The following is a 25,955-nucleotide window of genomic DNA, read 5'->3' as shown; positions in this document are numbered from 1 at the left end:
TTCATGGAATGCTGCGGCCTTTGAAAAACGGGAGAAGTGGCAAAATGCCGTACGATTGCAATTATAACCACTTTCTCACGCATTCTCGCCACCCGATGAAGCGGCCCTACTTCCAGTCGCCGCGCAAAGCCAGCACCTGCTGGTGCAGGTAATCGGGGGTGGCGTCTTCGGGCGCCACCGGCGCGCCGACCGCCAGCGCCAGGCGCGAACGCGGCCCGCGCGCAAAGGTGCGCTCGAACAGGTTGCCCGGGTCGCGCGTGAGCAGGCTGCCCCACAGGCCGCGCAGCGCCATCGGAATGACCGGCACCTTGCTGCGTTCGACGATCTTGGCGATCCCGCCGCGGAACTCGCCCATCTCGCCGGTCGAGGTCAGGCGCCCTTCCGGGAAGATGCACACCAGGTCCCCTTCATGCAGCGCCTGGGCGATGTCGATATACGCCTTCTCCATCAGGAATGGGTCTTCCTTGGCCGGCGCGATGGGAATTGCGCGCGCGGTGCGGAACAGCCAGCCCATGAGCGGCATCTTGAAGATCTTATGGTCCATCACGAAGCGGATCGGACGCGGGCTGGCCGCGCCGATCACCAGCGCATCGACGTAGCTGACGTGGTTGCACACCAGGACCGCCGGGCCTTCCTCGGGAATGCGCTCCACATCCACCGTCTTGACGCGGTGGATGGTGTGGATCAGCATCCACGCCACGAAGCGCACCAAAAATTCGGGCACCAGCGAGAAGATATACAGCGCCACGATCGCGTTGATGATGGCGGTGGCGAGGAACATCTGCGCAATCGTGAAATCGAGCTTGATCATCACAATGGCAAGACCTGCCGCGCCGATCATGAACAGCGCATTGAGGATATTCATGCCGCCGATGGTGCGCGACAGGTGGGCCGGCTCGCAGCGCGTCTGGATCAGCGCGAACAGCGGCACGATGAACAGGCCGCCGAACACGCCCACCATCGCAATGTCGAACAGCACGCGCGCGACCCCGGCCTGCGCCAGGATGCCCATCATGTCCACCTCCAGCGCCGGGCGCACATAGCCCATGCTGGCGAAATACAGGTCGATCCCGAACAGCGACAGGCCGATCGAGCCAAACGGCACCAGGCCGATTTCGACCTTGTGGCCCGAGAGCTTTTCGCACAGCAGCGAGCCAACGCCGACGCCGACCGAAAACACGGTGAGCAGCATCACGAACACGCTGTAGTCGCCATGCAGGAAATTCTTGGCGTACAGCGGGAACTGCGACAGGATCATGGCGCCGTAAAACCAGAACCACGAATTACCCAGCATCGACAGGAACACGGTGCGGTTTTTGCGCGCGTGCCCGATGTTGCGCACCGATTCGGCAAACGGGTTCGGATTGATTTTCAGGTCCGGCATCGGCGCCGGCGAATGCGGAATGCGGTAGCTGGCCGCAAGGCCGAGCACCGCGAAGAACATGGTGGCGCCGGCCACCAGCAGCAGGCCGTTGGTCTTTAACACCAGCGCCGCGCCCAGGATCTGCCCGAGCAGGATGCCGACAAAGGTGCCCATTTCGACCACGCCGTTGCCGCCCACCAGTTCTTCCGGTTTCAGGTGCTGCGGCATGTACGCATACTTCACGGGGCCAAACAGGGTCGAATGCACGCCCATGCCGACCACGGAGGCGATCAGCAGCCACAGGGTGTGCGTCGTCCAGCCGATGCCGGCCACCAGCATGATGGCGATCTCCAGCATTTTGACGAAGCGCGCCAGGCGCCCTTTCTCGACCTTTTCGGCGATCTGCCCGGCGGTCGCCGAAAACACCACGTACGGCAGGATGAACAGGCCGGGAATCAGGCTGTTTAATATGGCCGGATCGATCGTCGTCCAGCTGGCCGCCTCGAACGTCAATATCACCAGCAAGGCGGTCTTGAAGACGTTGTCGTTGAAGGCGCCGAGGAACTGGGTCCAGAAGAACGGCGCGAAGCGGCGCTGCGTGAGGAGGGAAAACTGGCTGGATTGACTCATGCTGATCGTTCTCTCAGGGTCTCGATGTGGCAAAAAAAGTGGCAAGGAATGTGGCAAAAGCAGTGGCGCTTCATCGTCAGGGTCATCACGGCTGGCGCAGCAAGGCCTTGAAGGCCTGCGGCACCCACGGCCGCGCGGCCACGATGAAGCTGATCGCGTGGCGCTGGTCGAACGGCAGGCGCGTTTCGTGCTGGTGCTGCTGCGCGAATTCGGCCGCCACCTGCTTGAGGCGTTCGAGCAGCGCCGCGCCGGACTGCTTCGACAGCATCACGTTCACCAGCCGCATGACTTCATCTTCGCCGTCGAAGCGCGAGTTCAGGTAATCGGCCGCCGCCTCGTGCCGGAAGTAGCCCTGGATCGGGCCATTCGCAATCCAGCCGAAGGTGCGCGCGATCAGCAGCTTGACCCGGTTGTTCGGCAGCAGTTCCAGGAATCCGATGCGGTCCAGGCGCAGCAGGTATTTGGTCACTTCGGCTTCGGTCATGTCGTAAAAACGCACAATATCGTCAAAGCAGATGTGGTTCATGGCCGACACGGCCACCACCAGCAGGCGCGGATCACCAATGATTTCGCGCTCCTGGGCCAGCGTCAGGTGCGAAATCAGGGTCGGCGCCGATTGCGCCGCACTCAGTTCGTCGAACTCGATGCCGGTCGCGGTGAGGATCTCGTCGAGCCGCTGCAAAGTGAAATTCTTCTGTGAAAACATACGCTTAACGCTGGCCTCCGACATGCCGATCCGCCCGGCCAGGTCGCCGTAAGTGATCCCGCGTCCTTTCAACAGGCGCTTCAAGGTGTCGACAAGTGTAATTGCGTGCGGCATGTTCGTATCCCTATAAAATCTGGTAGCAAATATTAATACTTATTCAGAATAAAAGCGATACGGCCTACCATTTCATTTAGCACAGACCAAACTTGCGTAAGATGTCCTTGCCAACCCGGCCACTTATATATGAAGGAACAGCATGAAAACCAAGCTGATGATCGTCGCCATTGCCTGCGCCCTGCTCGGCGCCAATCCGGCCGCGCTGGCCCAGGGCTCGAACCTGTCGTCCGCGCCGAGCAACGTGTCGGGTGCGGTCGTGATGGGAAGTTTACTGGTGGTGGCCGTGGGCGGCAGCGTGGTGGCGCAAAGCGTGGAGAACGTCGCCGACGGCACCATGGTGGTGCTCAAGAACGTGGCCGACGGCTCCACCGCCACCGTCAAGTTGAGCGGCGACGGCGCCAGGGGCTTTTCCAGGCTGGTCGGCCAGGCCGTGACGGTGACCGCGACCGCCAGCGGCCATGTGCTGATCGCCGCCGGCAAGGTGATCGCCTTCATCCCGACCGAAATCGGCAAAGGCCTGCTGCATCACTCGCAAAACGGCGCCAAGGGCTGAGCATGATGCGCTCAGGTCTTCGTCTTGTCCTTGCGCTTGTCGTGGCGCTGGCCGCGCCCCTGCACACCGCGCACGCCGGCACGGCCTGCGAGGAAGTCGCGCAGGATGCAAACAACTTCGTCAAGGCGGTCAAGCTGGCCGAAAACACCAGCGCCGCGCTGGACGCCTCCGGGGCCGAGGTGGCGCTGATCGCGCGCGTCGGCCAGGATCTGTCCAGGTACGACCTGCGCTACTCGCACATGGCCTACGCCTGGCGCGACCATCCCAAGGGACGCTGGACCGTGGTGCACCTGCTGAACCAGTGCGGCACCGCCAGCTCCAAGGTGTTCGACCAGGGCCTGGCCAACTTCTTCCTCGACGATTTATTCGCCTACGAAAGCCAGATCGTGATTCCGAGCGTGGCAAGCCAGAAGCGCATCGCCGCCATGCTGGCCTCCGGCGCGCCGGCGCGCCTGCACGGTGCGCACTACAACATGCTGGCCTTCCCCTATTCGACCAAGTACCAGAACTCCAATCAGTGGGTGCTCGAAACCTACGCCGCCAGCGAGTCCGCCATCGAAGACCGCGGCGCCGCCCAGTCCTGGCTCAAAGAGGCCGGCTATATGCCGAACACGATCTGGGTACCGTCGGTCAAGCGCCTCGGCGCGCGCGTGTTCCGCGCCAATGTGGCCTTCGACGACCATCCGCTGGGCCGCCGCATCGCCGGCCAGATCGACATCGTCACCGTCGAATCGGTGGTGCGCTTCGTGAAGAAGCGCGACAGCGCCGTCAGCGAGAGCGTGGTCCGCATCCAGTAGCCCTGGTCAGAATACCCACAGCTTCTCTGGCGGCATGTGCAGCCAGTAGCTGTCCGCCTCCAGCCGGTACTTGGAGTACGCGCGCAGGCTGAACTCCCCGCGCTTGAACAGGCATTCCCAGCGGTCGCCCAAATACATGCAGGTCAGCAGCGGCAGCTCGAGTGCGTTGTCGACCTGCTGCGCGCTGATCTTCACATCCTCAACACGGATCAGCGGCGTGGCCTCGCCGCCGCTGCGCGCGCCACGCGCCGTGCCCTGCATCCGCACGCCATCGACCATCACCGTCACCGCGCCGTCGTTACCGGCCACCACCTGGCCTGGCAAGCGGTTGTTACTGCCCATGAATTCAGCGGTGAACAGGGTCTCGGGCGTCTCGTACATGCTCTGCGGCGAGCCTTGCTGCTCGATCTTGCCGTTATTGAGCAGCAGGATGCGGTCCGAGATCGCCATCGCCTCGCCCTGGTCGTGCGTCACCATCAAGGCCGACAGGCCAAGCCGCACAATCAGCTCGCGTAAAAACGCGCGCGCCTCTTCGCGCAGCTTGGCGTCCAGGTTCGACAGCGGTTCGTCGAGCAGGATCACCGGCGGGTTGTACACCAGCGCGCGCGCAATCGCCACCCGCTGCTGCTGGCCACCGGAGAGCTGGTGCGGATAGCGCTCACCCAGGTGGCCGAGTCCCAGCTGGCCCAGCACTTCCTTGACCTTGGCCTCGATCTCGCTCTTGCCCATCTTGCGCAGGGTCAGGCCGTAGGCCACGTTGTCGAACACGGTCTTGTGCGGCCACAGCGCGTACGACTGGAACACCAGTCCCAGGCTGCGGTGCTCGGCCGCCATCTCGAACTTGCGCGCGCCGTCGAACACGCGCCGCTCGCCAATGTCGATGGTGCCGCTCTTCGGGCTTTCCAGCCCGGCCACGGCGCGCAGCAAGGTGGTCTTGCCGCTGCCCGAAGGCCCGAGCAAGGCCACCACTTCGCCGCGCTGCAGGTGCATCGATACACCCTTGAGGATCTGGTTCGCTTGCGCGCCGGTGCCGTAATCGAGGTGCAGGTCGTTGACAGTCAATTCATTCATGAAGATTCCCGATAGAGGTATGTATTTATTGGTGCAGCTTGACGCCGAAGCGCAGCGCAATGCCCAGGCCAATGGCCACCAGCGTGATATTGATGAACGAGAGCGCCGCCACCAGGTCGGTCGAACCGCCCGCCCACAGCGACACCAGCATGGCCCCGATCACTTCCGTACCCGGCGTGAGCAGATACACCCCGGTCGAATATTCGCGCTCGAAGATCAGGAACACCATCAGCCAGGCGCCCAGCATGCCGAATTTGATCAGCGGCAGCGTCACGTCGCGCGTGACCTGGCCGCGGGTCGCCCCCACCGCGCGCGCCGCCTCTTCCAGTTCCGGCCCCACCTGCAGCAGCGCAGTCGAAATCAGGCGCATGCCGTAGGCCAGCCACACCACCGAATACGCCAGCCACAGGGCGAAGATGGTCGAGCGCACTTCGCGCAGCAGCGGAATCGCATGTTCGCTGAGCCACAGGAACGGTCCGAACCCGCTGGCCTTGAGCATCCCATCGAGCCAGCTCGGCACGAACAGGAACACCCACAGGAACGACAGGCCGGCCAGCAGGCCCGGTACCGCGCGCGGCACCAGCACGCTGTAATCGAGCATGCGGGTAATGCCATCGGGCTTGCGGTGCATCGCCAGTGCGATGGCCGTGTAGCAGACCACCGCCAGCGCCCCGCCGATCACGCCGATCAGCACCGTGTTGATGATCCCGCGCACCAACGAATGCTGGTCCAGGATGTCGCGGAAGTGCTGCAAGGTCAATACATCCCACAGCACCACGCCTTCACCCCAGTTCTGCACAAAGGAGCGCAGCACGATGCCCGACAGCGGCAGGATGATCGTCACCAGCAGCCAGCCGGCCAGCAGCGCGAACGCCAGCCACTTCCAGCGGCCCAGCGGCATCGCCTTCTGGCGCGCGCCCTTGCCCTTGATCGACACATACTTGTTGGCAGATTTCAGCAGCCAGCGCTGGATCATCACCAGCGGCATGGTCACCATCACCAGGCACACCGCCACCGCCGCCATCAGGTGGTACGAGGGCGTGCCCATCTTGTTGGTCAGCTTGTACAGGTAGGTGGCCAGCACCAGGTGGCCTTCCGGGTCGCCCAGCACCAGCACCAGGCCGAATACTTCGAAGCCGAGGAAGAACACCAGCACGCCGGCGTAAGCCAGCGCCGGCATGATCATCGGCAGCGACACGTTCATCATCACGCGCAATGGCGAAGCGCCGGCCACGCGCGCCGCCTCTTCCACGTCCGAACCGAGGCTTTTCAGGGCCGAGGAAGCGTACAGGTACACGTGCGGCACGTGGGTCAGCCCGGCGATGACGACGATACTGGTGAACGAATAGATATTCCATGGGATGAAGCCAAGCAGCTGCTTGGCCCACACCGAATAGAAGCCCACAGGCCCCATCGACACCACGTAGCCGAAGCCCATCACCATGGGCGAGACAAAAATCGGCACCAGCAGCATCGGCGCGATCCAGCTGCGCCCAGGCAGGTCGGTGCGCACCATCAGGAAGGCCAGCATGCCGCCCAGCGGCACCGCGATGGCGGCCAGGCCCGTGGCGAGGATCGCGCCATTCTTGAAGGCCTGGGTAAAATCGGGGTCGTCGAAAATGAAGGCGTACGCTTCGAAGCCCAGCGTTTTTTCCGGCATGAAGAAGGGCGCCGACAAAAAGCTCTGGTAGAAAATCAAATACAGCGGCAGGAAGATGGCGACGCAGGCGAGCGTCACCACCAGGCCGCGCGGCCAGTTAAGCCGCGTGGCCCGCAATGAATAGGTGGTCATGTCAGGTCCGATCCAGGGTTGAAGGAGGTGGGCGCTGGCCCACCGTGCCGGCGCTTACTTTTTGCCTGCGGTGTCTTTCCACTGCTTCAGGAAGGCCATGCGCTTGGCCGGCGCCAGGTACTCGAGCAACGACGGGTGCACCGGAATCGGCTTGACGTTCTTTTCGCCGATGATCTTGATCAGTTCCGCCGAGGTGGTTTCGCCGGTAACGTCGGCGCGGATCGCAAACAGCTTCGACTCGTTGGCGATGACGGTCTGGCCGCGCACCGACAGTAGGTAATCCATCCACAGCTTGGCCGCGTTCGGATTCCTGGCTGCCTTGTTGATGAACTGGACGCGCGACATGATCAGGGTGTAATCGGCCGGCAGCACCACGCCCAGCGACGGATCGGTCTTGGCGCGCACCAGCGCGTAGGAGCCGAGCACGTTGTAGCCGATCAGGTTTTCGCCCGACGAAATCCGCTCCAGCATGGTGCCGGTGGACGACTGCACGCGCACCTTGGCGACCCCGAAGGCATTTTGCAGCTCGCCGAACTGCGGGTTCTCGCGCCCGTCGGCGGTCATGAACATGAAGCCCACGCCCGATTTTTCGATGTCGTAGGTGGTGACCTTGTCGCGGAATTTTTCCTGCTTGATGATGGCGGCGAAGGCGGCGTGCGTCCTTGGGATTTCGCTACCGGTCAACAGGCGCTTGTTATAGACGATGGCCGCCGGCTCGAACGTGGTGCCGTAGGCGCTGTCGTTCCACACCGCCCATGCCGGCAGCTTGCCCGCTTCGTGCGAGCGGTACTTGAGCGCATTGCCCTCGGACGCCAGGCGCATCTGCAGATCCATCGCCGACGACCACACCACGTCGGCCGTGTTGCCGCCGGCCGCCGCTTCGGAAATGAAGCGGTTATACACCTCGGTCGAATTCATGTCGCTGTATTCGACCTTCACGCCCGGATAAAGCACGTTGAAGTCCTTGATCAACGGTTGGGCGGCCTTGCTGTCGGTGGCCGAGTAGATCACCAGCCTGGCCTCCTTCCTGGCGCCGTCGATGATCTTCTGGTAGTCGGCCGGGTAGCCCGCCGGGACCTGCGCCAAGGCGCTGCCGGCGAAGGTGAGCGCAATGCTCGCGCTGATAAAGGTAAGCTTGGTATTCATGTTGTCTCCAGATTGTTGTTGTGTTTTTTAGCGAATCAGTTTGAATTGCCTGGCCTGCCGGTTGTAGTCGGCGACAGCCTTGTGGATGTAATCGGTCAGCGCCTGCCCGGTCAGGGTGAACGGATACAGGCCATGGGCCGAACGCAGCCTGTCGAAATCGGGACTGGCCGTCATGCGCTCGAAACTGCCCACCCAGCGCCGGTACTCCGCGTCGGCCACCTTGGGCCCCATCCACACGCCGCGGATGATCGGCCACACCACGTCCACGCCCTGCTCGCGCGCGGTCGGCGCCTGCGCCAGCACACCCGACAAGCGCTGCTCCGACAGCACCGCCAGCACCCGCACCTTGCCGGCGCCCGAGTACAGGCTCGCTTCCGAGGCGTCGCCCGACACCACCTGCACATGGTTGGCGTGCATCGCGGTAAAGGCCTCGCCGCCGCCTTCCAGCGCCACGAAACGCAGCACCTTCGGATCGATCCCGGCGCTTTTTGCCAGCAGCGCCATCTTCATCCAGTCCTGGCTGCCGATCGTGCCGGACACGCCGATCAGCACCTTTTCCGGTTTGCGCCGCAGCGCGTCGAGCAGGTCGGCCAGGTTGCGGAAGGCCGAATCGGAACGCACCGCGATCATTCCGTAGTCGGCGCCCAGGGCGGCCACCCAGCGCACGTCGTTCTCGCTGGCCTTGCCGAACTTGCCCTGCGCCAGATTCAGGAGCGAGCCGCCCGAGAATGCGACCAGCGTGTCTTTTTCGCTGCCGCGCTGGGCCGCCATGGTGTGCCAGGCCACCGCGCCGATCCCGCCCGGCAGGTAGGTCAGGCGCAGCGCCGGCGCACTGGCGTCGCCCTTGAGCCCTTCGCGCGCCAGCTTGCAGGTCAGGTCCATCGCGCCGCCCGGTTTGGACGGCACGATGCATTCGGCGCCAGCGGCATGCAAGGCGGCGCAGGCGATCAGGGTGGAAATCAGGATTTTCATGGCGGTGGCTTTTCTGGTCGGGCGCGGCGATCGGATAAGCATGATAGCCCCGCCAGTCATGCAGAATGCATCAGCAGCGGTATCAGCAGAGGTATCAAAAGCGATGCTGGATACCGGCCGTGAGCCCTTTTTGGGTCGTGCCGAAACCGGCATCGTCGCGCGACAGTCCCACCAGCTTGCCGTTGTCGGCCTTGGCGTAGGCCGCGGCCACATACAGGTCGGTGCGCTTGGACAGCGCGACCATGCCGCGCGCCACGTACATGATCGGGTCGGCATCGGTGTTGGTCGGGACGTTCTTGACGTCGACGTAATACACCGCGCCGGTCAGGGTCACCGCCGGCGTGGCGTACCAGCTCGCGCCGCCCCACCAGGTGGTGGCGCGCACGTCCGGCGTGGCCGCCTTGGCCGCTTCCAGCGTGTAGTCGCGCGCGCCGGCGGTCAGGCGCAGTACCTCGGTCTTGTAGTCGACGGCCGCGTGGAAGGCCGTGGTCTGGTCGCGCCGGCCGGTCCCGGCCAGCGTATTGGCGTTGATTTGCTCGTAGGCCGCCATCGCCGCGAAGCTGCCGCGCGTCCACGAGCCGGCCACCGAATATTTGCGGCTGTCGGCGCTGCTGCCCGCCTGCTCGCCGACGCCGATGCTGGCGCCATATTTGAAGTCGCCGGTCTTGCCGGAATATTTGACCAGGTTGTCGAAGGCGGTCGTCATGCCGTATTTGGACGAACCGGTGGCGTTCGACGAGGTGGCCCACGAGTAGTTCGGCGCGTAGCCGAGCGGGTCGAACAGGATCACGAAGTCGTAGGTGGTGGTAAACGAGCGCCCGATCACCACGCGCCCGAAGCTGCCGTCCAGGCCCACGAAGGCCTGGCGCTTGAACAGCGCGCCGTCGGCGGCGCCGGTATCCATCAGGATGCCGCCTTCCAGCCCGAACACCGCTTTCAGGCCGCCGCCCAGGTCTTCGGTGCCGCGCAGGCCCCAGCGCGAGGTGTTCTTACCGCCCGAGATGACGCGGGTGGCGTTGTCGCCGGCGGCGTTGGTGTTGGTGGTGTAGTCGACGCCGGCGTCGATCAGGCCGTAGATCTGCACGCTGGACTGGGCCTGGGCGCCGTTCGATATCGCCAAAGCGGCCGGCAGGGCGGCCGCCAGCGCGAGCGTAAGCACGGATGGTTTCATTCTTGTCTCCTGAGTTTTTATGTTTTATGTGGTACTGAGCCCACTATATGTTCGCCATCCTTTCAATTGGCTTTCAGTGCCGCATGTACCCCACAGGCCACACAGGCCGGGCTTTTTTGCGCGCTTGGGGCTACACTGCCCGCATGCGCATACTCCTCGTCGAAGACCATATCGAACTGTCGCACTGGCTCTCCAAGGCCCTGCGCGACGCCCACCTGACCGTCGAATGCGCCGTCAACGGCGCCGACGCCGACGCCCTGCTGCACACGCAGGACTACGCGCTCGTCATCCTCGACCTGACCCTGCCAAAAATGGACGGCCTCGACGTGCTGCGCCGCCTGCGCGCCCGTGGCGGCGCGCGCGCCAAGACCCCGGTGATGATCCTCACCGCCCGTGGCGGCCTGGAAGAGCGGGTCCAGGGCCTGAACCTGGGTGCCGACGACTACCTGGCCAAGCCGTTCGAACTGGCCGAACTCGAAGCGCGCGTCAAGGCGCTGCTGCGCCGCAGCCAGGGTAGCGAAGCTTTGGTGCACCAGTGCGGCGCGCTCAGTTTCGACACCAACACCCGCATGTTCGCGTACGGCGGCGCGGCGCTGGCGCTCACGCCGCGCGAGCATGCGGTGCTCGAAGCGCTGATCACCCGCCCGGGGCGCGCGGTCTCGAAAGAAAAGCTGTTCGACGAAGTCTTCGCGCTGGCAGACGACGCCAACCTCGACGCCATCGAGCTGTATATCCACCGCGTGCGCAAGAAGCTCGAACGGGTCCAGGAGGGTGCGGCGGCGATCACCACCCTGCGCGGCATCGGCTACCTGCTGCAGCCGCGCGACCCGGCCCCTTGACATGACGCCGCTGTACGCCACCCTGCAGCGCAGGTTCAAAGCCGCGCCGCTGGGCAGCCTGCGCAGCCAGCTGCTGCGCTGGCTCCTGATTCCGCTGGTGCTGCTGGTGGCCCTGAACGCGGTCTCGTTGTACGACAACGCGCTGGACGCGGCCGACATGGCCTACGACCGCTCGCTACTGGCGTCCACCCGCGCGCTGGCCGAGCGGGTCGCCATCAAGGAAGGCAAGGTGGTGGCCGACGTGCCTTACGTGGCGCTCGACTCGTTCGAAACCGACACCCTGGGGCGCATCTATTACAAAGTGAGCGGCATCGATGGCGAGACCGTCTCCGGCTTCGACGACCTGCCCCCGGTGCCGGCCAACGTGCCGCGTTCGGAAGCCTATCCGGCGCTGGTGCGCTTCTATCACGCCGACTACAACGGCGAGCAGGTCCGCATCGCCGCCCTCTTGCAGCCGGTGTACGACGATTCGATGCGCGGCATCGCGTTAATCCAGGTCGGCGAAACGCTCGACGCGCGCCGTGGCCTGTCGCGCAAGATCCTGTTCGATACGCTGCTGCGCCAGGCCGTGATGGTGCTGGCGGTCGCCTCGCTGGTGTGGTTTGCGGTGCGGCTGGTGCTGCGGCCCCTGATGCGGCTCAAGATCGAAGTCGAAAACCGCGCCCTGAACGACCTGTCCGACGTCGACCAGGCGCTGGTGCACAAGGAAGTGCGCCCGCTGGTGGCGGCCATGAACGGCACCATGTCGCGCATGCACAACCTGATCGCCAGCCAGCGCCGCTTCATCGCCGACGCCTCGCACCAGTTGCGCACGCCGCTCACGGTGCTCAAGACGCAGGCCGAACTGGCGCTGCGCGAAAACGATGCGGCGGCGATGCGCGAGATCGTCAAGTCGATCGCCGCCACCACCGACGCCACCGTGCACCTGGCCAACCGCCTGCTCACCCTGGCGCGCGTGGAACATGGCAGCGAAGCGTCCAGCATGGCGCCGGTCTCGCTGACCGCCATCGTGCGCCAGGTCGGGCTGGAGATGGCGCTGCCGGCCGTGCAAAAACAGATCGACCTCTCGCTCGACGCGCCTGACGACGCGCTGGTCGACGGCCAGGCGCTGATGCTGCATGAACTGGTGACCAACCTGGTGGACAACGCGATCCGCTACACGCCGGCCGGCGGCAGGGTGGCCTTGCGCGTGGAGCGCCAGGCCGCAGGCGTATTGCTGCAAGTGGAAGACAGCGGCTGCGGCATCGTCGAGACGGAGCGCGACAAGGTACTGACGCCGTTCTACCGCTCGGCCAGCGCCATGGATATCAACCCGGCGGGCACCGGGCTGGGACTGGCCATCGTGCGCGAGGTGGCACTGCTGCACCGGGCGCGCGTCGCGCTGGACGCCGCCGCCGGTAACAAGGGACTGCGGGTGCGGATTATGTTTGCGGCCGCGCTGTGATGCGCGGCCGTGGAGAACGGCCGCTCAGCTCAGGTTTTCAAGCCTGATCTTGACCGCCTTGCCGACTACCGCATCGAGCTGCTCGATCCGGCCGATCGCCGCATCGATGTTCTTTTCCTGCGTCTGGTGCGTCAGGATGATGATGTCGGTGCGCGTTTCGCCTTCGCCGGGCTCCTTCTGCATGACCGCATCGATCGAAATGCTGGCGTCGGCCAGGATGCGGGTCAGGTCGGCCATCACGCCCAGTTGGTCCTTCACGTACACGCGCAGGTAGTAGCTGGTGGTGATTTCCGCCATCGGCAAAATCGCCACGTTGGTCATCTGGTTCGGCTGGAACGCCAGATGCGGCACGCGGCATTCCGGATCGGCCGTGGCCAGGCGGGTGATGTCGACCAGGTCGGCGATCACCGCCGACGCCGTCGGCTCGCCGCCCGCGCCCTTGCCGTAGTAAAGCGTGGCGCCAACCGCGTCGGCCTGCACCAGCACCGCGTTCATCGCCCCTTCCACGTTGGCGATCAGGCGCTTGGCGGGAATTAAGGTCGGATGCACGCGCAGTTCGATCCCTTCCACACCATCGACCACGGCGCGCTTGGTGATCCCCAGCAGCTTGATGCGGTAGCCCAGCTGCTCGGCGTAGCGGATGTCGATCGCCTGCAGGGTGCTGATGCCTTCCACGTGGGCTTTATCAAACTGCACCGGAATGCCGAACGCGATCGAGGCGATGATGGTCGCCTTGTGCGCGGCGTCCACCCCTTCGATGTCGAAGGTCGGATCGGCTTCGGCGTAGCCCAGCTCCTGCGCCTGTTTCAGCACGGTGGCGAAATCGAGGCCCTTGTCGCGCATCTCGGACAGAATGAAATTGGTGGTGCCGTTGATGATGCCGGCCACCGATTCGATGCGGTTGGCGGTCAGGCCTTCGCGCAGCGCCTTGATGATCGGGATGCCGCCGGCCACCGCCGCCTCGAACGCCACCATCACGCCCTTGGCCTGGGCCGCCGCGAAGATCTCGTTGCCGTGCAGCGCCAGCAGCGCCTTGTTGGCGGTGACCACGTGCTTGCCGTTGTTGATCGCCTTCAGTACCAGGTCCCTGGCGGTGTCGTTGCCGCCAATGAGTTCGACCACGATGTCGATGTCCGGATGGTTGACCACCAGGTCCGGGTCGGTCACCAGCTCGCAGTCGGCGCCCACGATGGGCCGCGCGCGCTCCAGGCTGCGCACCGCAACCATGGCAATCTCGATGCCGCGGCCGGCGCGGCGCCGGATTTCTTCCTGGTTGCGTTTCAGGACGTTAAAGGTGCCGGCGCCAACTACGCCAAGGCCGATCAGGCCGATTTTGATGGGTTTCATAGTTCTTTATCTGGAAGAGGTGTCAGCCGCGCCCGTGGCGGCGTCGATAGCCGTCAAGGAAGCGCGCAATGCGGCCGCAAGCGTCGGTCAGGTCGTCGGAATTGGGCAGGAACACGAGGCGGAAGTGATCCGGCGCGATCCAGTTAAAGCCCGTTCCCTGCACCACCAGGACTTTTTCTTCGGCCAGCAGGTCGTAGCAAAACTGCTGATCGTCCGCGATCGGATACATCACGGGGTCGAGGCGCGGGAACATGTACAGCGCCGCTTTTGGCTTCACGCAGGTCACGCCCGGAATATCGGTTAAAAGTTTGTGCGCCATGTCGCGCTGGCGCAGCAGGCGTCCGCCCGGGCCAACCAGGTCGTTGATGCTCTGGTAGCCGCCCAGCGCGGTCTGGATCGCGAACTGGCCCGGCGCGTTGGCGCACAGGCGCATCGAGGCCAGCATGTTGAGGCCATCAATATAGTCTTTGGCGTGGCGTTTTTCGCCCGACACCACCATCCAGCCGGCGCGGTAGCCGCACGAACGGTAGTTTTTCGACAGGCCGTTGAGGGTAATGAACAGCACATCGTCGGCCAGCGCGGCGATCGAGTCGTGCTGCTCGCCGTCGTACAGGACCTTGTCGTAGATTTCGTCGGCCAGGATGATCAGCTGGTGCTGGCGCGCCAGCTCGATGATCTCGAGCAGGATTTCGCGCGGATACAGGGCGCCGGTCGGGTTGTTCGGGTTGATCACCACGATCGCCTTGGTATTGCTGGTGATCTTGCGGCGCATGTCGTCGATGTCGGGGTACCAGCCGGCCTGCTCGTCGCAGATGTAATGCACCGGGTTGCCGCCCGACAGGCTCACGGCGGCGGTCCAGAGCGGATAGTCCGGGGCCGGCACCAGCACTTCGTCGCCGGTGTTGAGCAAGCCGTTCATGGCCATGACGATCAGTTCCGAGGCGCCATTGCCAAGGTAAATGTCGTCGATCGTCACGCCAGTGATGTGCTTGCTCTGGGTGTAGTGCATGACCGCCTTGCGCGGCGCGAACATGCCTTTTGAGTCGGTGTAGCCGGCGGCGCCGTGCATATTGAGGATCATGTCCTGCACGATCTCGTCGGGCGGGTCGAAACCGAACACGGCCAGGTTGCCGATGTTGAGCTTGATGATTTTGTGGCCTTCTTCCTCCATCTGCCTGGATTTCTCCAGCGCGGGGCCGCGGATTTCGTAGCAGACGTCGTCGAGCTTGTTCGATTTCAGGATCGGTCGCAAAATATTTCCCTGTTCAGTGGCGCTTTGTTGCAGTGCGAAAAAGACCCATTTTGCCGAAAGGAGATAATTTAAGCAACCTTCGCTTGCTGCCTGAATCAGCAACAACTCGCGTAATGATGTGGATTTGACGTCAATTTCGCGAAAATTCGCGGTTTACCGGACTTTGTGGCATGCTAACGCCACGCGCAGTGTCGAAGAACCCTGCATCACCCATTCTGTTCCCATGCCATGAAGCTCCATTCCAGCACCACCCAACAATACCAGACCGTGACCGGCTACGACGATACCGGGGTCGAAATCAACGCCCAGCGCTTCGATTACAGCCTGCTGCTGATGCCCGAGACGCCCCCGCGCGCCTGGGATGTACCCAATTTCGAGGCGCTCACGGCCGGGCATTTCGCGATGATCGAAGCCGACCAGCCCGACGTGGTCATCCTCGGCACCGGCGACAAGCAGCGCTTCGTGCATCCGCAACTGATCGCCGCACTGCTCGAGCGCCGCATCGGCTGCGAATGCATGGACAACAAGGCCGCCTGCCGCACCTACAATATCCTGATGGGCGAGGGACGCAAGGTGACCCTGGCGCTGATCCTGGGCCAGGCGCGCTGACACGCCGCGGCAGCGCCGGAGAGTGACGCCGCTACTTGCATTCCGGCATCCCGCCCCCATATCTAGTGCGCCCAAACACGTTTCCCCTCCCCTGTTGCGCTGCGGGGTATAAAATCAGCGCTGACTCACCTTCAGGAGAGAACCTGTGGCTGATAGCCAAACTGCAGCACCGACCGCCCCATTCACCGACTTCTCCGCCGTCATGACGGGCGACAAGCCGTTCCAGCTGTCCGGCCGCCCTGCCCGCTACACCGTGCTGTACTTTTATCCAAAAGACAACACACCCGGCTGCACCACCGAAAGCATCGCTTTCCGTGACCTGCACGAGCAGTTCCAGCAAGCCGGCACCGAAATCTACGGCATCAGCCGCGATTCCCTGCGCTCGCACGAAGGTTTCAAATCCAAGCTCGGCCTGCCGTTCGAACTCATTTCCGACCCCGAAGAAGCCATGTGCCTCCAGTTCGGTGTGATGAAAATGAAGAATATGTATGGTAAGCAAGTGCGCGGCGTCGAACGCAGCACGTTTGTAATTGACGCTGATGGCAAATTGATGAAAGAATGGAGAGGCGTGAAAGTCCCTAATCACGCCGAGGACGTGCTGGAATTTGTAAAGAGCCAACCTTGAGAGGGGCATTTCTTATCCAGGGGACCCTGTCGATCAACCCGCAGCAGAACCGATTGCACCAGCCATTTTGAGTCACACCTTCCGTTTCCAGCATCATCCCAATCTGGCGGCCTGCCGGCCCGGCCACTATGCCGGGCCCGACCACCACCCCCTTAGTTCGCACAGCCGCATCGAGCCCGCCGCCACCAGCGCCGCCTGCGCCGACGCCTCCGGGCTATCCTCCTGCACCTTTTTAGATTGAGACCCTGATGCCACTGCCAAAAATCCCCACCAAGCCAGCCACCCTGCTGCTGGCCGAAGATTATCCCAAAGCCGACCGCGCCAACAAACCTGCGCAGGTCGCCTCCGCCAAGCCGAAACTGAGCGCGGTTGCGGAAATAGCCGCAGAACCGGTCGCACAAGCGCCGGCCAAGACCACGCGCGCCAAGGCCCCGGCCAAGAAAGCCGCCCTGGTCGCCGCACCAGCGCAAGCCGCCCCGGCGCCGCTGATCACGTCGCCAGCCGTCATGGAGACGCCGCTCGCCAAACCAGCCGCGCGCGGCAAGGAAAAGCAGCCGGTCGACCTGGAAGCGCCGCACCCGGCCAAGCACAAGGCCGTCGAAATGGTGGTCAAGTCCTCCGCCAGCCGCAATGCCGACCAGACCGGCAAGACCAAGATGTTCGTGCTCGACACCAACGTGCTGATGCACGACCCATCGTCGCTGTTCCGCTTCGAAGAACACGACGTGTATCTGCCGATGATGACGCTCGAAGAGCTCGACGACCATAAAAAGGGCATGTCGGAAGTGGCGCGCAATGCACGCCAGGTGTCGCGTACGCTCGACGCGCTGGTCGGCAACATCGACGACGGCGCCATCGAAAGCGGCATCCCGCTGGCCAAGCTGGGCAACAAGGACGCCAAGGGCCGCCTGTTCTTCCAGACGCGCCTGCAAAACGGCCCGACCCTGCCGGAAGGCCTGCCGGTCGGCAAGGCCGACAACCAGATCCTGGGCGTGGTGCGCAACCTCGAAGCCGAACAACCGGGCCGCGCCATCGTGCTGGTGTCGAAAGACATCAACATGCGCATCAAGGCGCGCGCGCTGGGTTTGCCTGCCGAAGACTACTTCAACGACCACGTGCTGGAAGACAGCGACCTGCTGTACTCGGGCATCGTGCAGTTGCCGGACGACTTCTGGAACAAGAACGGCAAGGACATGGAGTCCTGGCAGGAAAACAAGAACGGCGTCTCGTCGACCTTCTACCGCGTCACCGGCCCGACCATGCTGACCCTGCTGGTGAACCAGTTCGTCTACCTGGAACCAAAGAATGGCGAAGCGCCGTTCTACGGCCAGGTCAAGCAGCTCAACGGCAAAACCGCCGTGATCCAGACCCTGCGCGATTTCAGCCACAACAAGAACAACGTGTGGGGCGTCACCGCGCGCAACCGCGAGCAGAACTTTGCGCTGAACCTGCTCATGAATCCGGAATGCGACTTCGTCACCCTGCTCGGCCAGGCCGGTACCGGCAAGACCCTGCTGGCCCTGGCGGCCGGTCTGGCGCAGGTGCTCGAAACCAAGCTGTATAACGAAATCATCGTCACCCGCGTCACGGTGCCGGTGGGCGAAGACATCGGCTTCCTGCCGGGTACCGAGGAAGAGAAGATGGGTCCGTGGATGGGCGCCTTCGACGACAACCTCGAAGTGCTCAACAAGTCCGATTCGGATGGCGGCGAGTGGGGTCGCGCGGCAACGCAAGACCTGATCCGCTCGCGCATCAAGATCAAGTCGCTCAACTTCATGCGCGGCCGTACCTTCGTGAACAAGTTCCTGATCATCGATGAAGCGCAGAATCTGACGCCGAAGCAGATCAAGACCCTGGTCACGCGCGCCGGTCCCGGCACCAAGATCCTGTGCCTGGGTAACATCGCCCAGATCGACACGCCGTACCTGACCGAAGGTTCGAGCGGCCTGACCTACGTGGTCGACCGCTTCAAGGGCTGGTCGCACAGCGGCCACGTGACCCTGGCGCGCGGCGAACGTTCGCGCCTGGCCGACCACGCGAGCGAAGTGCTGTAACACGCCTTACTTCAGACTAGTTCAGTCGAAACGGCCTCTCTCCAGTCATCTGGACAGAGGCCGTTTTCTTTTGTTGGGTGCCTGATGGATGCTATATACAGGATGCAATGGCCACACTGCCGCATGGCGAACCCGCGCTCCCGACCGCCCGCCAGCCCGCCAGCGCACCATGTCGCTGCTCAAACTGGAAAACAATGATGAATAAACTGAGCCTGACAATCTGCAGCGCCCTGCTCGTGCTGGCCACCAGGGCATCTGCCCAGCCAGCCGCGGACGGCGACAAGATCGCCACCCTGGTGTCCACGCTGGCAAAGCAGCAGCTCTGGATGAATGGCCTGACGCCGCACATCGGCCTGGACCGCGACGCCTTGCCGGCGCAGGTACTGGAGCGCTATTTCGCGGTGAGGTTCTATGACGGAGCGCCGCTCAAGGAGTACACGATCATCGCCATACGCGAGGTGCTCATCCCGCCGGACGACAACAATTCACCCACGATGAGCGCCGTGCTGGTCGAGTCGACGCTCGGCCCCAAGATCGTGCTGATGCGCTTTGAGGGAAGCGGCTGGTGGACGCGCGCGTTCGACGTCAAATAGGCGCTGCCCCGGCGACACATTGAACCAGCGCCGCAGACTACTAGCGTACCTCGCAGTCAACCGCCTGCGGCTTGATCGCGCCGGTGGCGGTAGTCGACACCGGCGGCAGGCTGAACACCGGCGGCGGGGTGAACTTGAGGCCCGGATTGTTCGGCACGATCTGCGCCGGCGTTTGCACGTTCGGCGTGAATCCGAACTGGCCCGCCGTAAAATTCGTGCTGCCGCCGGAATTTTTCAACATGATTGCCCCGTCAACCACGAACACGTGCAAGCCGGGCGCCAATGCGCCCGCAGGCGCCTGCGGCGACACCATCGTCAGCGGCGACACATACTGCGCAACAAAGGTGGTGCCGCGAATGCCGATGGTGGCGGTCGGCGTCTTGAGCTCGAACTTCTCCTTGTTGCGCTTGCCCAGCAGCCCGGTCAGCGAGCGCAGCCCGCCCTGCAGCAGGCTGAAACTGGCGCTGTCGGCTTCCGGCTTGCCGGTTTCATAAGCGAAGGCCTCGATCTTGAAGGTGGTCCCCGGCCGCAAGGTGATTTCGCTGTTGTCGATGAAGCGGATCCGGGCGTAGGTGTTTTTTTCGGACACCAGCGTATCGCCCTGCTCCACTTCGGACTTGAGGCCCAGCACCTTGACGCTGCCGTCGGCCTTCTTGACCATCAGCGGCCCGCTCAGGTTGACGATGGTGCCGGCCACCTGCGCCGCCCACGCCACCCCGAACGACCCCGCCAGCAGTGCACCCGCGAGCGCCTTAATTGCAATACGTCTTTTTGCGCAGTTCACTCGCGTCTCCTTTAACATTACTCGTCGCGACGGTTTTGACGCCATCGTCCTTGATTGCCACTTTCTCTTCGGTGCTCGTGGTCGCGCTGTTGACGGCGTTGACCGTATTGACGACCACCTCCTTGACCGTGCTGTCGGATACTTGCTGCGGCGGCGCCACCACCGTGCAGCCGGGCGCCGCCGGATTGGCCACGCAGGCGCTCACCGGCGGCAGCACCACCGCGCACCCTTGCAGGGTCGGGCTGCCGGTGCACTGGGACAGGGTCGGCAGCACCGCGCTGCAACCGGCCGCGGTTGGCGTCGCCTCGCACTGGCTCAGGCGCGGCAGCACCACCGCGCAGCCCGGGGCCGATGGCGTGGCAACGCACTGCGCCAGTGGCGGCAGCACCGCGCCGCAACCGGCCAGGCCAGGCGCGGCGCTGCACTGCGCCACGGTCGGCAAGACCACATTGCAGGCCGCCAGCGACGGCGTCACGCTGCACTGGGCCAGGGTCGGCAACACCACCGAGCACCCGAGCGCGCCAGGATTGGCCGCGCAGCTTTGCAGGCTCGGCAAGACCGCGCCGCAACCTGGCAAGCCCGCATTGCCGACGCATTGATTCAGGGTCGGCAAGACCACGCTACAGCCCGGCACGGCGGCGTTCGCCGCGCACTGGGCCAGGGTCGGCAGCACCACCGCGCAAGCGCTGGCGCCCGGATTGGCCACGCACTGGCTCAGCGACGGCAGCACGACCGCGCAGCCCGGCGTGGCCGGATTGGCGACGCAACGGGAGAGCGCCGGCAAGACCACGCCGCAGCCAGGCAGGCCGGTCGAGGAAATGCACTGAGCCAGGGTCGGCAGCACGACCGCGCAACCGGCCTGGGTTGGCGCGGCCACGCATTGGGCCACGCCCGGCAGCACCACGGCGCAACCCGGCAAACCAGGACTGGCGCTGCACGCCGCCAGCGACGGCAGCACCACGTTGCAGCCGGCCTGGGTCGGGCTGGCCACGCAGGCGGACAGGGTCGGCAGCACCGCCGCGCAACCGGCGCGCGACGGCGTCGCCAGGCAGGCGCCCAGCGTTGGCAGCACCACCACGCAGCCCATGGTGGACGGCGCGGCAACGCAGGCATTCAGGCTCGGCAGCACTTGCGCGCAGCCGGGCTGGGCCGGATTGACGGTGCACTGGGACAGGGTCGGCAGCACCGCGCTGCAACCGGCAGTCGTTGGCGCGGCGCTGCATGCGGCCAGGGTCGGCAGGACGGCGCTGCAACCGGCAGTCGTTGGCGCGGCGCTGCACGCGGCCAGGGTCGGCAGGACGGCGCTGCAACCGGCCGTGGCCGGCGCGGCGCTGCAAGCTGCCAGGGTCGGCAGGACGGCCTTGCAACCGGCGGTTGCCGGATTGGCGATACAGGCGTTCAGCGCCGGCAGCACAGCGGAGCAGCCCGGCGACGCGGGATTGACCGAACATGCGGCGAGCGACGGCAGCACGCTGTCGCAGCCGGGCATGGAAGGGGCGGCGACGCAGGCGCTCAGCGTTGGCAGCACCGCACTGCAACCCGGCTTGCCGGGATTGGCGCTGCACTGGTCGACCGACGGCAGGATCGAGGCGCAGTAAGGCGCGGCTGGATCGGCCAGACAGGCCAAAAACGCGCTCGCCAGTACCTGTGCGCAGCCATTCTTGTTCGGCTTGGCGATGCAGGCCGGCAAGGTCGTCGACATATCGGGCTGGCCGCTCACGGTCCCGCTGGCGCTGGAAATGGTGCCGTTGCCCTTGAGCTCAGGCGTGTTCAGCGAAATATTGCCTGAAGTCGCGCTGACGCTGCCCTTGTTGAAAATCAACCCGCCGCTCAGCGAGATATTGCCGGTGTCGGAGTTGACCAGGCCCTGGGGCCCGATGCCCAGCTCGCCGCCGTTGCCCGCCTTCAGCGCGATCGCGCCACCTTTCGAGTCGACGCTGCCATTGATATCGAGCGGGCTCTGGGTGGACAGGTCAATGGCGCCGCCCAGGGTGGTGACCGAACTACCGTCCGGCAAGGTCATGCCGCCCTTGTTGGCGATGATGATGGCGCCGCTGTTGTTGCCGCCGCTCTGGCTCAGGTTGCCGAGCGTGAGAGTGCCGGTGTTGCTGATATTGACAGGCGCGCTGCCGTTTTCGACGGTATTGTTGCCGGTCAACGATGCCGTCCGGGTGTACAGCGGCGCGGCGGCAGTGCCGGCGCCCTGTTTGGTAATGAACGAGAGCGAGCCGGCCGTGATCGGCGCCGCGCTGGAATTGACGATGCTGGCCGCGTCCACCTGCATGCCGCCGGCGATCGTGACCGGCGCGTTGACGACGATGCCGCCCTGCCCGCTCATGAGCAGATAATTGGCTTTGAGCGGCCCGCCGGCGCCTCCCAGCGCCGAGTTGACCACCGTCTTGCCGCCGAACTGCGTGCCGCCGATGATCAGCGCCTGCGCCTCGATCGCAGCCAGCTGCGCCGGGTCCAGACGCAAGGCGTCGGGCACTGCCTCGCCAGTGGCGATCTCGATGTCACGGCCGAAGGTCGCCGGATGCAAGGTGACCGATGGATTGAGCAGCGGCTGGGCCGGTCCGACCGCGCCCGCGAGGCCCATCTGGTTGGCCGCGATGTCGATCATGCCGCCGCTTTTGAGAGTAGCGCCGGCCGCGAGCTGGAACACGTTGGTGGCGTTGAACGTCATGCCGCCGACTCCGCTGTTGGCCAGCGCGCCGGGGTTGAACATGATGTTGGCGCCGTTGAGCGTCATATTGCCGCCGCTGGTCGACAGGGCATTGTTGATCGTCAGCGTGCCCGTGCCGGTGGCATACGCGGCGGCATTGGCGCTCAACGTCATGGGCCCGCCCGATGTCGAGACATCGGCGTTGACACTGATGTTATTGCCCGCTTCTATCGACAGGCTGCCGGCGCTGCCGGGAGCGCGCGTGATCGCTGCGCTGATCAGCACATCGTGCGTGGCCTGGACCACGATGTCGGCGGAGGGTGCGGCGTTGTTCAGTACCGCGACGTTGAGCAGCGATACCCCATCGGCCGGGAGATCGCTGAATTTGTCGAAGTCGGTCAGCACGTCGCTGCCGGTGCTGCCGATCGTGATGTCATACGGATCGAGCAGCCAGGTGCCGCGCGCGCCGGTATCGACCCGGATGCCTTCCACCTTCAGGTAGTGCCCCGAGGTCTCCACCAGCCCGCCCTTGCCGCCGCGGCCCTGGGCCGCAATGCTGCCGAAGGCGCGCGTGGCGCCGTCCGACCAGAGCACCACGGTGCCGCCGTCGCCGCTCTTGGTGGCGTCGGCGCGGATCGAGGCCGCCTTGCCCATCACGGTCTGCTGCGCATTGCGCACCAGCGTATTCTTGCCCTGCCAGCCGCCGCCGACCAGCACCGTGCCGCCGCCGGCCACGCCACTGGCGTCGATGGCGGCGTCGCCCATCAAGCCGACCCTTTCGCCCTGCACGCTGATCTCGCCGCCTTTGCCGGCGCCGGTGGCGCTGGTCAGGCTGCCCGCTTCCAGCAGCGCATCGGCGCTGGCCTTGAACACGATCTTGCCGTTCTCGCCCACACGCGCGCTGTCGGCGCTGACCAAGCCGCGCTGTTTGACCAGCGCGCCGTAAATGCCGACCTTGCCGCCCTGGGCAATCACCTGCCCCAGGTTCAAGGCGGCGTTGGCCGGACTCGAGACCACCACATGCAGGTCGGGATTGCCCGAATCGACCAGTTGCACGCTGTGTCCGGCCGCCAGCACCACGTCGCCCTGGGGCGAGGTGATGATGCCGCTGTTCTCGACATGCGGCGCGATCAGGAACACCTTGCCGCCGGACGGGGTCGTGATCGAACCCTGGTTGACGACGCTGCCGGCGCTGGCCGGCCCGTTGAAGCTGCGCTTACCGGCCAAAAAATCGGCATTGCTCATGTTGAGCGTGGACGCGGCCAGGCCGCCCACATCGATGCGCGCATCGCGCCCGAACAGGATGCCGTTCGGGTTAATCAGGAACACCTGTCCGTTCGACTGCAAGGCGCCCAGGATGCGGCTCGGGTCCTGGCCGACGATGCGGTTCAGCACCGCGCTGCCGGCGTCCTGCTGGATGAAGCGGGTAATGTCGCCCGCGCCCACCGAAAAACTCTGCCAGTTGATGATGGTGTTGGGTGTGTTCGTGATCGAAAACACGTTGCCCTGCTGCGCAAACGTGGCCTGGCCGGCGACCACCTGGGGCGAGGCCGGCGCGGCATGAACGGCGTGGATGCCGGCCAAGGCGAGCAGCAATGGCAGCGCCAGTGGCAAATACAGTCGCTGCAAGAGGCGGGTGGATTGGTTCTGGATAGTCATCTGTTTCACCTTTAGTAGGCAAGGCCTACGCGGACATGCACTTTGTTCTTGTCGTTCACGCCGGCGTCGCGGCGCAGCACATGGCCATAGTCGATCTGCATGTTGAGCGAGCTGCCCATCGAAAAACGCCATCCCAGTCCGGCGGAAGACACCGTGGCGCGCGCCGCTTCGCCGGGCAGCGCTGCGTGGCGGCGGCCGTGGGCGCCGTCGTAAAAGGCCAGCACGCGGCACTGCCAGCGCTCGCGCACGGCGCAAAAATTCGGGGTATAGACTTCCAGGTTGGCCAGCACGCCGGAGTCCGTGGAGACGGCGCGCTCTTCGAGTCCGCGCACCGACGCTGCGCCGCCGGCGCCGAACTGCTCGCCCGGCACCAGCGCATCCCCGCTCAACTGGCCGTTGACCAGCGCGCGCAGCTGCCAGTCAACCCCGAAGGCGCGCGAAAACGCCGCGCTGACGCGGGCGATGGTGTAGCCGGCCCTGGCGCCGGCGCGGTTGCGCGCAAAATCAACGCTGGCGCCACGGCTGGCGCCGGGAATATTGCGCACCAGGCCGACCGACAGATTGGCTTCGCCGCCGCCCAAGGGCGTGCTGGCCAGCCAGGTCACGCTGACCGGATGCACCGTGATGTCGTTGCCAAAATTTTCGCCCGACAGCAGCACGCTGTTCTTGAAGGCCTTGTGGTCGATCCCGTACACCAGGCGCGGCTCCAGGCTGCCGCGCCGCGCCAGGCCCTGGTTGTAGCGCGCACCGACGACCGTGCCCTTGCCGCTCACCGCCAGGTTGAAGATGCCGGCCGTGACCGAGCCCGAATCGATGTCGGAATAACTGGCGTACAGGTCGACCGAGTCGCCCAGGTCGTACAGCGGAATGTGGTAGCCCGCGCCGTACACGCTAACCTTGCTCGGTTCCTCGACGGTGGTGGTGTACTGCACGCTGCCCACATGGTCGCGGCCCCACAGGTTGGCGTGTTGCAGCACCACCCCGGCGTGGGTCTTGCCGGTCTGGCCGGTGCCGCTGTTATCCACGTTGAGCATGGCCGTCCACGGCTTCTCGTCGGCCACATCGAGCCTGGCGTCGAGCGTGTCGTCGGCGGCGCCGTTCTGCAGGTTCAGCTTGATCTTGCGCGCCGGATTCTCGTTGGCCATGCGCAGGTTGGCCGACACCCGGTCCAGGTTGGGGGTTTGCCCTTCCTGCAGGGTGGGCAGGCTGCGCCGCACATTGGCGGCGTCGACGTGCTGGTTGCCGCTGACGCTGATGCGGCCGATCCTGGTCTGCACCACGTTCAGGCGCACCACGCCGCCATTGAGTTCCTGCTCGGGCAACTGGACCGTGACGACCTGGTAGCCGCGCTGGTGGTACAAACCTTCGAGCGCTTCGAGCGCGCGCTGGACGTCGCCAAAATCGCGGCCGCTGCCGGTAAACGGGGCCAGCGCCGCATCGACCTGGGCGGCAGGCAGCAAGGTATTGCCGGCGACATCGAAACGCGCAATGTCGAAGCGAATCACATCGGCCGGGAAGGGTTCGGCCGCGGCCGGCCCGGTGGCCCAGGCCGCATTGACCGCGCCGGCCAGCACGGCGCCCGCCAGCAGGCGCGCAAAAGGAAGATTCATGGATGAACTTTACGGTGTGGGGTTCGTGTTGGCATGCATTCAAGCTTGGAAAAAAGCCAAGCCCGACGGTGCTGATATGCGCTCAGTTTAACTGCATCATCTCTTGCAATACAGAAATTCTGTTGCAAATTGACGTATTTCAAGCAAGCGTTGTTTAGT

Annotated in this window: 20 protein-coding genes; 8 read left to right on the top strand and 12 right to left on the bottom strand. The window is 64.6% G+C overall.

Annotation, left to right across the window (positions count from 1 at the left end):
• Positions 1-106: 106 nt before the first annotated feature.
• Together F1609_RS11920 and F1609_RS11915 are read right to left on the bottom strand one after the other, a co-directional pair.
• Positions 107-1,993 carry an MFS transporter gene (locus F1609_RS11920; RefSeq protein WP_167076645.1) on the bottom strand — a complete coding sequence of 629 codons (1,887 nt, stop codon included), beginning with the start codon at positions 1,991-1,993 and terminating at the stop codon, positions 107-109.
• Between the two features lie 85 nt (positions 1,994-2,078).
• Complete coding sequence (locus tag F1609_RS11915) at positions 2,079-2,813, bottom strand: helix-turn-helix domain-containing protein (protein WP_229421833.1); 735 nt, start codon at positions 2,811-2,813, stop codon at positions 2,079-2,081.
• Between the two features lie 142 nt (positions 2,814-2,955).
• Here F1609_RS11915 and F1609_RS11910 point away from each other — a divergent pair, with 142 nt between their 5' ends.
• The gene (locus tag F1609_RS11910; RefSeq protein WP_167076644.1) at positions 2,956-3,369 is read left to right on the top strand and encodes a hypothetical protein; all 414 of its coding nucleotides are present in this window, start codon (positions 2,956-2,958) and stop codon (positions 3,367-3,369) included.
• 2 nt (positions 3,370-3,371) lie between these two features.
• Entirely contained in the window at positions 3,372-4,166 is a 795-nt protein-coding gene (locus F1609_RS11905; RefSeq protein WP_229421831.1) for a DUF2145 domain-containing protein, read from the top strand.
• Between the two features lie 6 nt (positions 4,167-4,172).
• On the opposite strand, the gene F1609_RS11900 is transcribed toward F1609_RS11905, so the two are convergent.
• From F1609_RS11900 to F1609_RS11880, 5 genes are all read right to left on the bottom strand, one after another.
• Positions 4,173-5,237 (bottom strand): ABC transporter ATP-binding protein, encoded by a 1,065-nt coding sequence (locus F1609_RS11900; protein ID WP_167076643.1) that lies wholly within the window; start codon positions 5,235-5,237, stop codon positions 4,173-4,175.
• A gap of 25 nt (positions 5,238-5,262) precedes the next feature.
• Complete coding sequence (locus F1609_RS11895) at positions 5,263-7,029, bottom strand: ABC transporter permease (RefSeq protein ID WP_167076642.1); 1,767 nt, start codon at positions 7,027-7,029, stop codon at positions 5,263-5,265.
• A 54-nt stretch (positions 7,030-7,083) separates the two neighbouring features.
• The gene (locus F1609_RS11890) at positions 7,084-8,175 is read right to left on the bottom strand and encodes an ABC transporter substrate-binding protein (protein WP_167076641.1); all 1,092 of its coding nucleotides are present in this window, start codon (positions 8,173-8,175) and stop codon (positions 7,084-7,086) included.
• Between the two features lie 27 nt (positions 8,176-8,202).
• A complete protein-coding gene (locus F1609_RS11885) occupies positions 8,203-9,147 on the bottom strand; it encodes a tripartite tricarboxylate transporter substrate binding protein (RefSeq protein ID WP_196785428.1) in 945 nt (314 codons plus the stop codon).
• 94 nt (positions 9,148-9,241) lie between these two features.
• Positions 9,242-10,318 carry a porin gene (locus F1609_RS11880; RefSeq protein WP_167076639.1) on the bottom strand — a complete coding sequence of 359 codons (1,077 nt, stop codon included), beginning with the start codon at positions 10,316-10,318 and terminating at the stop codon, positions 9,242-9,244.
• Between the two features lie 143 nt (positions 10,319-10,461).
• On the opposite strand from F1609_RS11880, the gene F1609_RS11875 reads away from it, so the two are divergent.
• The gene (locus tag F1609_RS11875; protein WP_167076638.1) at positions 10,462-11,157 is read left to right on the top strand and encodes a response regulator; all 696 of its coding nucleotides are present in this window, start codon (positions 10,462-10,464) and stop codon (positions 11,155-11,157) included.
• Between the two features lies 1 nt (position 11,158).
• Entirely contained in the window at positions 11,159-12,601 is a 1,443-nt protein-coding gene (locus tag F1609_RS11870) for a sensor histidine kinase (protein ID WP_167076637.1), read from the top strand.
• Between the two features lie 24 nt (positions 12,602-12,625).
• Here the strand turns inward: F1609_RS11870 and F1609_RS11865 are convergent, their stop codons facing one another.
• Both F1609_RS11865 and F1609_RS11860 read right to left on the bottom strand, forming a co-directional pair.
• Positions 12,626-13,948, bottom strand: a complete 1,323-nt coding sequence (locus F1609_RS11865; RefSeq protein WP_167076636.1) for a homoserine dehydrogenase — start codon at positions 13,946-13,948, stop codon at positions 12,626-12,628.
• Between the two features lie 22 nt (positions 13,949-13,970).
• Positions 13,971-15,200: a pyridoxal phosphate-dependent aminotransferase gene (locus tag F1609_RS11860; protein ID WP_167076635.1), complete on the bottom strand. Its 1,230-nt coding sequence runs from the start codon at positions 15,198-15,200 to the stop codon at positions 13,971-13,973.
• A gap of 228 nt (positions 15,201-15,428) precedes the next feature.
• Between F1609_RS11860 and F1609_RS11855 the strand changes: the two genes are divergently transcribed.
• The 4 genes from F1609_RS11855 to F1609_RS11840 all read left to right on the top strand — a co-directional run bounded on the left by F1609_RS11855 (position 15,429) and on the right by F1609_RS11840 (position 19,081).
• Positions 15,429-15,809 carry an Mth938-like domain-containing protein gene (locus F1609_RS11855; protein ID WP_167076634.1) on the top strand — a complete coding sequence of 127 codons (381 nt, stop codon included), beginning with the start codon at positions 15,429-15,431 and terminating at the stop codon, positions 15,807-15,809.
• A 145-nt stretch (positions 15,810-15,954) separates the two neighbouring features.
• Positions 15,955-16,434, top strand: a complete 480-nt coding sequence (locus tag F1609_RS11850) for a peroxiredoxin (RefSeq protein WP_167076633.1) — start codon at positions 15,955-15,957, stop codon at positions 16,432-16,434.
• 248 nt (positions 16,435-16,682) lie between these two features.
• Entirely contained in the window at positions 16,683-18,488 is a 1,806-nt protein-coding gene (locus F1609_RS11845) for a PhoH family protein (RefSeq protein WP_167076632.1), read from the top strand.
• A 194-nt stretch (positions 18,489-18,682) separates the two neighbouring features.
• Entirely contained in the window at positions 18,683-19,081 is a 399-nt protein-coding gene (locus F1609_RS11840) for a hypothetical protein (RefSeq protein WP_167076631.1), read from the top strand.
• 40 nt (positions 19,082-19,121) lie between these two features.
• Here the strand turns inward: F1609_RS11840 and F1609_RS11835 are convergent, their stop codons facing one another.
• From F1609_RS11835 to F1609_RS11825, 3 genes are read right to left on the bottom strand one after another with little or no spacing between them, the layout of a single operon-like run.
• A complete protein-coding gene (locus F1609_RS11835; RefSeq protein WP_370661621.1) occupies positions 19,122-19,865 on the bottom strand; it encodes a FecR family protein in 744 nt (247 codons plus the stop codon).
• Entirely contained in the window at positions 19,834-24,186 is a 4,353-nt protein-coding gene (locus tag F1609_RS11830; RefSeq protein ID WP_167076629.1) for a two-partner secretion domain-containing protein, read from the bottom strand. Before F1609_RS11830 ends, F1609_RS11835 begins: the two co-directional genes overlap by 32 nt.
• Before the next feature lie 11 nt (positions 24,187-24,197).
• A complete protein-coding gene (locus F1609_RS11825; protein ID WP_167076628.1) occupies positions 24,198-25,796 on the bottom strand; it encodes a ShlB/FhaC/HecB family hemolysin secretion/activation protein in 1,599 nt (532 codons plus the stop codon).
• Positions 25,797-25,955 lie beyond the last annotated feature (159 nt).

Origin of the sequence: Massilia aquatica (genome assembly GCF_011682045.1) — a bacterium.
Classification (GTDB): domain Bacteria; phylum Pseudomonadota; class Gammaproteobacteria; order Burkholderiales; family Burkholderiaceae_D; genus Telluria_A; species Telluria_A aquatica.
The sequence above is the reverse complement of the archived record's forward strand: the minus strand, read 5'-3'. Positions and strand labels throughout refer to the sequence as shown.

Excerpts from the sequence above, each read along its gene's own strand:
- F1609_RS11875 (WP_167076638.1), top strand. The coding sequence starts at position 10,462 with ATGCGCATACTCCTCGTCGAAGACCATATCGAACTGTCGCACTGGCTC.
- F1609_RS11910 (WP_167076644.1), top strand. The coding sequence starts at position 2,956 with ATGAAAACCAAGCTGATGATCGTCGCCATTGCCTGCGCCCTGCTCGGC.
- F1609_RS11920 (WP_167076645.1), bottom strand. The coding sequence starts at position 1,993 with ATGAGTCAATCCAGCCAGTTTTCCCTCCTCACGCAGCGCCGCTTCGCG.
- F1609_RS11855 (WP_167076634.1), top strand. The coding sequence starts at position 15,429 with ATGAAGCTCCATTCCAGCACCACCCAACAATACCAGACCGTGACCGGC.
- F1609_RS11840 (WP_167076631.1), top strand. The coding sequence starts at position 18,683 with ATGATGAATAAACTGAGCCTGACAATCTGCAGCGCCCTGCTCGTGCTG.
- F1609_RS11905 (WP_229421831.1), top strand. The coding sequence starts at position 3,372 with ATGATGCGCTCAGGTCTTCGTCTTGTCCTTGCGCTTGTCGTGGCGCTG.
- F1609_RS11895 (WP_167076642.1), bottom strand. The coding sequence starts at position 7,029 with ATGACCACCTATTCATTGCGGGCCACGCGGCTTAACTGGCCGCGCGGC.
- F1609_RS11900 (WP_167076643.1), bottom strand. The coding sequence starts at position 5,237 with ATGAATGAATTGACTGTCAACGACCTGCACCTCGATTACGGCACCGGC.
- F1609_RS11915 (WP_229421833.1), bottom strand. The coding sequence starts at position 2,813 with ATGCCGCACGCAATTACACTTGTCGACACCTTGAAGCGCCTGTTGAAA.
- F1609_RS11830 (WP_167076629.1), bottom strand. The coding sequence starts at position 24,186 with ATGACTATCCAGAACCAATCCACCCGCCTCTTGCAGCGACTGTATTTG.
- F1609_RS11865 (WP_167076636.1), bottom strand. The coding sequence starts at position 13,948 with ATGAAACCCATCAAAATCGGCCTGATCGGCCTTGGCGTAGTTGGCGCC.
- F1609_RS11825 (WP_167076628.1), bottom strand. The coding sequence starts at position 25,796 with ATGAATCTTCCTTTTGCGCGCCTGCTGGCGGGCGCCGTGCTGGCCGGC.
- F1609_RS11870 (WP_167076637.1), top strand. The coding sequence starts at position 11,159 with ATGACGCCGCTGTACGCCACCCTGCAGCGCAGGTTCAAAGCCGCGCCG.
- F1609_RS11890 (WP_167076641.1), bottom strand. The coding sequence starts at position 8,175 with ATGAATACCAAGCTTACCTTTATCAGCGCGAGCATTGCGCTCACCTTC.
- F1609_RS11845 (WP_167076632.1), top strand. The coding sequence starts at position 16,683 with ATGCCACTGCCAAAAATCCCCACCAAGCCAGCCACCCTGCTGCTGGCC.
- F1609_RS11885 (WP_196785428.1), bottom strand. The coding sequence starts at position 9,147 with ATGAAAATCCTGATTTCCACCCTGATCGCCTGCGCCGCCTTGCATGCC.
- F1609_RS11880 (WP_167076639.1), bottom strand. The coding sequence starts at position 10,318 with ATGAAACCATCCGTGCTTACGCTCGCGCTGGCGGCCGCCCTGCCGGCC.